General features: G+C 64.1%; 4 protein-coding genes. 2 read left to right on the top strand and 2 right to left on the bottom strand.

What is annotated here, in order from left to right:
* Positions 1 to 3,799 (bottom strand): NAD-glutamate dehydrogenase (locus tag ACKODO_RS10375; protein WP_408983364.1); only part of this gene is annotated, 3,799 nt, incomplete at its 3' end.
* A 166-nt stretch (positions 3,800 to 3,965) separates the two neighbouring features.
* On the opposite strand from ACKODO_RS10375, the gene ACKODO_RS10370 reads away from it, so the two are divergent.
* Together ACKODO_RS10370 and ACKODO_RS10365 are read left to right on the top strand one after the other, a co-directional pair.
* Positions 3,966 to 4,595: a peroxidase-related enzyme gene (locus ACKODO_RS10370; RefSeq protein ID WP_408983363.1), complete on the top strand. Its 630-nt coding sequence runs from the start codon at positions 3,966 to 3,968 to the stop codon at positions 4,593 to 4,595.
* Positions 4,596 to 4,896: 301 nt separating this feature from the next.
* The gene (locus tag ACKODO_RS10365) at positions 4,897 to 5,280 is read left to right on the top strand and encodes a DUF2794 domain-containing protein (RefSeq protein WP_408983362.1); all 384 of its coding nucleotides are present in this window, start codon (positions 4,897 to 4,899) and stop codon (positions 5,278 to 5,280) included.
* 188 nt (positions 5,281 to 5,468) lie between these two features.
* Here the strand turns inward: ACKODO_RS10365 and ACKODO_RS10360 are convergent.
* On the bottom strand, positions 5,469 to 6,034 hold a 566-nt coding region (locus tag ACKODO_RS10360), incomplete at its 5' end, for a Bax inhibitor-1/YccA family protein (RefSeq protein WP_408983361.1).

The following is a 6,034-nucleotide window of genomic DNA, read 5'->3' as shown; positions in this document are numbered from 1 at the left end:
CCAGCAGCCCCGCTAGTCGGGGGCGGGTCCGCCCCGGCCCCCACGCGGGCCGCTCGCCCACCCCCGGGTTCGGGGGGAGATCCCCTACCGCGGGTTCGCCCCGACCCTCGGCCTCCATGGCCCGCATGAGATCGACCATCTCGGCATTGAGCGCCGCTCCCTGCCGCTCCGCGAGCGAAAGGGCGAGGGATTGCAGGTAGTTGTTGCGCAGGACAAGGCGGGCCACCTCGTCGGTCATCTCCGCGAGCAGGGTGTTGCGCGCCTCGCGCTTCAACCGCCCATCGGCCTCGGGGATGGCCAGCGCGATCTTGAGATTCACTTCCACGTCGGACGAGTTCACGCCGGCGGAATTGTCGATGGCGTCAGTGTTGAGCTTCACGCCCTTCAAGCCGGCCTCGATGCGGCCCTTCTGGGTCATGCCGAGATTGGCGCCTTCGCCGATGACGCGGGCATTGACCTCCGCGCCGGTGATGCGGATGGCATCATTGGCGCGGTCGCCGGCTTCGGCGTCGGTTTCGGACGAAGCGCGGATATAGGTGCCGATGCCGCCGAACCAGAGGAGATCGACCTTCGATTTCAGGATCGCGGTCATTACCTGATGCGGCGTTGCTTCCGCCAGATCGAGCCCGATGGCCGCACGGATTTCCGGGCTGAGCGGGATTTTCTTCAAGGACCGCGAGAAGATGCCGCCGCCCCTGGAAATGCGCTTCGCATCGTAATCCTGCCAGCTTGAACGCGGCTTCTCGAAGAGGCGCTGGCGCTCATGGAAGGAGGATTTCGGATCGGGGTTCGGATCGAGGAAGATGTCGCGATGGTCGAAGGCCGCGATGAGCCTGATCGCCGGCGAGAGCAGCATGCCATTGCCGAAAACGTCGCCGGACATGTCGCCCACGCCCGCCACCGTGAAGGGTGTCGACTGGATGTCGATGTCCATCTCGCGGAAATGCCGCTTCACGGCTTCCCATGCGCCGCGCGCGGTGATTCCCATCTTCTTGTGGTCGTAGCCGGCCGAACCGCCCGAGGCGAAGGCATCGCCCAGCCAGTGCCCGCGCGCTTCGGAAATGCCGTTGGCGGTATCCGAGAAGGTCGCTGTGCCCTTGTCGGCGGCAACCACGAGATAGGGATCGTCGCCATCATGGCGCACGGTTTCCGCCGGCGGCACGATGCTGCCTTCACGGATCGTATCCGTGAGGTCGAGCAGCGCGTTGATGAAGATGCGATAGGCGCGGGTGCCTTCCGTGAACCAGGCATCCCGATCCGAAGCTGGCGGCAGCAGCTTCGGCACGAAGCCGCCCTTCGCGCCAACCGGCACGATCACCGTGTTCTTCACCTGCTGCGCCTTGACGAGGCCAAGGATTTCCGTGCGGAAATCCATCGGGCGATCCGACCAGCGCAGGCCGCCGCGCGCGACCTGCCCGAAGCGCAAGTGCAGGCCCTCGACATCCGGCGAGGAAACGAAGATCTCGTAGAGCGGGCGCGGGAGGGGCAGGTTCTCCACCGCCGAGCATTGTAGCTTGAAGGCGATGGTGGGCCGCGTCTGGCCATCCACGCGCTGGTAGACATTGGTGCGCAGGCTCGCCTCGATCAGGTTCAGCAGCCGGCGGAAGATGCGATCATCGTCGAGGCTGGTGATGCGGTCGATCTCGCCAAGCAGGGTCTCGCGAACGGCCGCGGCGACATGGCTGCGATCCCCGGCCTTGTCCGGGAGATTGGGGTTGAAGCGTGCATCGAAGGCGCGGATCAGTCCGCGCGCGGCGGCGGGGTAACGCGCGAGGGCATCGGCGATGTAGACCTGCCCGTAGGGCACCCCGATCTGGCGCAGATAGCGCGAATAGGCGCGCAGAATATCGGCCTCGCGCGGCGTGAGCCCGGCCTCCGTGATGAGGAAATTGAACCGATCCGCCTCCATGCGGCCCGCAAAGATCGCATCAAGCGCGGTCTCCAGCGGTTGTTCCAGCGCGATGATGTCGATGGCGCCGCCCCTGGCGCGCTCGAGCGTCATGTCATGAAGCCAGAGCGTTTCCCCCGTGCCGCCTGCCGGCTCGACGGGATAGGAGCGCTCGTTGATGACCGTGAAGCCGAGATTTTCGAGGATCGGCACGCGCTGCGACAATGTCACCGGCTTGCCGAAGGAGAAGACCTTCAGGCTGGCGCGCGTCTCCGGCTCGCCGGCCTTGCGGGTGAGGCCGAAGGCATAGGGCTTCTCCGGTGAGAGGCAATCGAGAACGCGGATATCGGCGATGGCCTCATGCGCCCCGAAGGCCTCGCGATAGGCTGCATTGAAGGCCGAACCGAAGCGCGGGAACCAGTCGCGGGCTTCGCTCGGCGCGGTTTCCTCCAGTGCATCGCGCAGGCCGTCGGCCCAGGTGCGCACGATGGCATGGATGCCCGCCTCGAGTTCCGCCCGGCCGATCTTGGGCGTGGGCGACTTGATGCGGCCGATGATGTAATGCGTGCGCGCCAGCGGCCCTTCGGGATAGGCCGGATAGGCGGCGGAGACATGCCCCTCATAGACCCTGGCGAGGAATTCGCCGATGCGCAGGCGAACGCTCGTGTCGTAACGGTCCTTCGGAACATAGACCATGACCGAGACGAAGCGATCGAAACGATCGACGCGGGCCAAGGCACGCAGGCGGGGGCGCTCGGTCAGCGCCAGCACATCCATCGAGAAATTGTAGAGCGTCTCGATATCGACCTGGAACAATTCATCGCGCGGGTAGTTCTCCAGCACGTTCAGCAGCGCCTTGCCGGAATGGCTGGCGGGATCGAAGCCCGCGCGTTCCACCACGCGCGCCACCTTGTGGCGAAGATAGGGGACCGTGCGCGCCGAATTGTTGTAGGCCGAGGAGGTGAAGAGGCCGATGACGCGCAACTCGCCCTCGAGTTCCCCGCGGGCGTTCACGATCTTCACGCCGATGTAATCGAGATAGACCCGGCGATGGATGCGCGACTTCACATTCGCCTTCTGCACGAAGAGCGGGGTCGGCTCCTGGAGGAAGGCGCGGATTTCCGGCGTCATCACCACGAGCTGCTGGCCGCGCCGCAGCACCTTCACATCCGGATCGCGCAGGATGCCGAGGCCGTCGCCGGGGTGGGGGTCGGTCGAGATGTCATGCGTCTCGAAGCGGTATTCGCGCATGCCGTGGAAGGTGAAGTTTTCGGCAAGCAGCCAATCAAGGAACTGCACCGCCTCGGCGATCTCATCCGCCGGCAGCATTGGCGGGTTCGCGCGGTAGCGCGTCGCGATCTCGGCCAGGCGCCCGCGCATGGGCAGCCAATCGGCCACGGCGGCGCGGATGTCGCGATAGATGACCTCCAGCGCTGTGGTCAGCGCCTTGCGTTCCCCGGCACCGAGCTTTTCGGCGATCTCGATATGCAGAAAGCTCTCGCGCTGCACCGGCGACAACTCGCGGCCCGTCGCGCTGCCCAGAAGTCGTTTCAGCGCGCCATCAACGCCGCGTTCCACCGCGAGGATGGGATGCGCCACCAGGCGCAGCGAGACGCCGCGCTCACCGAGTTCGGCGAGCGTGGAATCAAGCAGGAAGGGCATGTCATCGTTCACGACCTCGATGACCGAACCGGCACCATTCACCGAATCGAGGATCGCGACCTTTGCCACGCCGATTTCGCGCTTCGCGAGATGCTCGGCCGCGCGCTGGCCGATGGCCAGGCGTAGAGCCTCAGGGAAGGCGCTCGCATCTTCATGATCCACGCCGGAGAAAACGATCCGCGCAAGGGCGTCGCCCAAGCCCGGGGCGTTCGCGGGAAGATCAACCACGCGACTCGTATCATTCGGCATCGATGAAAGGCCTCCGGGGCAGCGGAAAGCGCCAGCGGGGCTCTCCTTCTGTGCGTCACTATGCTTGAATGGGCGTCTCGGCAGCGCCGACGGCGATGGGATGTCCCCCTTTCGTCGTAGGCCTGCTTGGCGCAAACTTTGCGCCCCGCTCAAAAAGGAGGCAAGGGTGAACCCGTCCGAAACCGCTCTTCCATGCAATAATTCGATCGGAAACCCGAAAGATGTGACCGCTCTGGCGCTTGACGCGGCCGAGCTCTCGCCCGGAATGGCTGCCTATTTCACAAAATGCCGGGAAAAGATCGGCTTTGTGCCGAATGTGCTGATCGCCTATTCGCACGACATGGCGAAGCTCGAGGCCTTCGCGAATTTCTACAATGATCTCATGCTCGCGCCCTCCGGCCTCACGAAGCTCGAGCGGGAGATGATTGCGGTGGTCGTCTCGGCGGAGAATCGCTGCTGGTATTGCCTGGTCGCCCATGGCGCGGCGGTGCGGCAGCTCTCGGGCGAACCCGCCCTCGGCGAGGCGCTCGCGCTCAATTACCGGCAGGCGAAGGTGACACCGAAGCAGCGTGCCATGCTGGATTTCGCGCTGAAGGTGGCGCGGGCCTCGGCCGAGATCGAGGGGGCGGATCGCGATCGTTTGCGTCAGGTCGGTTTCAGCGAGAGGGACATCTGGGATATCGCGGCCGTCGCGAGTTTCTTCGCGATGTCGAATCGCATGGCCTCTGCAACGGGCATGCAGCCCAACCCCGAATATCATGCGCAGGCGCGGTTGCCTGGTCCGGCAAAAAAATAGGCGGCCACGCGAGGGTGTCGCGGGCCGCCCTGCCATGTTCGGTGGATCGGCGGATCAAGGTTACAAGCGAGGGGGCTGGGGGGCGTAGGGTCTCGCTGGCAACATCACCGTGGCATGGGACGATTATTCGCGTGCGCGTCTGGCGCGCGAATGGTCGAATTCAGGCCAAACTGTGGCGCGGCTGACGTCTGCGTGAGCATTTTCGTCAGGCATTTCGCAAGAAACCCGGCGCAGGATCATGAAGTGGCAAAAGACGGTTGCCAGTCATGGGTATTCTGACACACTGGCATCGGAGTTCGGCATGGATGCAGCAGACCAGAAGGCTTCGGCGGATCACAGGACGGCGGGCGGGGCGTTGGTCATTCCCCTCGCGCCGCGCAAGGTGGCGGAGGATGTCCGTTTCGACCGCCGCGAGTTGAGCGAAATCCTCAACGTCTATGGTCGCCATGTCGCAACCGGCGAATGGCGCGATTACGCGATCGATTTCGGTCGAGACCGTGCCGTGTTCTCCATCCTCCGCCATACCGGCGAGACGCCGCTCTATCGCATCGAGAAGGACCCGAAGCGCGCGGCGAAGCAGGGCGTCTATGCCGTCATCGCCCAGGGCGGCAGGGTGCTCAAGCGCGGCCCGGATCTCGCGCGCGTGATGAAGGTGCTGGACAAGCCCACGCGCGTCGTTGGTTGAGACCGCCCGGAAACCGGCGGCGAGATTGCTTGCCCAGGCCGATCATGAAAAGAGCCCCGGTCCAATAAAAAAGTCCTGGTCCAAGAAAAAGCCGCGGTTCAAGAAAAAAGTGCGTCCAAGAAAAAAGTGCGTCCAAGAAAAAAGCCCCGGTTTCCCGGGGCTTTCGCGTCTTGCGCAGCGCAGCTCGCTCATTCCTCGTTGCGGACACCGAAGAGCGCCAGCAGCATCTGGAACATGTTGATGAAGTTCAGATACAGCGTCAGCGCGCCCATCAGCGACCATTTCTGCATCAGGGTCTGGTCGCCGGCCACCACATCATATTCTTCCTTCAGGCGCTGGGTATCCCAGGCGGTGAGGCCCGCGAAGACCAGCACGCCGATCACGTTGATCGCGAACTGAAGGGGGCCAGATTTCATGAAGATATTCACGATACTGGCGATGATGAGGCCGAACAGGCCCATCAGCATGAACTTGCCCATGCCGCTCAGGTCCTTCTTCGTCGTGTAGCCGAACAGCGACAGCGCGCCGAAGGCCGCAGCGGTGATGAAGAACACCTGCGCGATGGAACCCAGCTTGTAGACCACGAACACGCTCGACAGCGACAGGCCCATGATGGCCGCGAAGCTATAGAACGTGCCAAGCAGCGCGCTGTAGCTCATCCGCTCCCAGCGGAACGAGAGCAGCAGCACGAAGCCGAGCGGGGCCAGCATGACCACCCATTGCAGCGGACTTGCCCAAATCGCAGCGCCTACAG

Origin of the sequence: Rhabdaerophilum sp. (genome assembly GCF_046092605.1) — a bacterium.
In the GTDB taxonomy this organism is placed as follows: domain Bacteria; phylum Pseudomonadota; class Alphaproteobacteria; order Rhizobiales; family Beijerinckiaceae; genus Rhabdaerophilum.
This window is presented reverse-complemented; position numbering and strand designations above follow the sequence as displayed.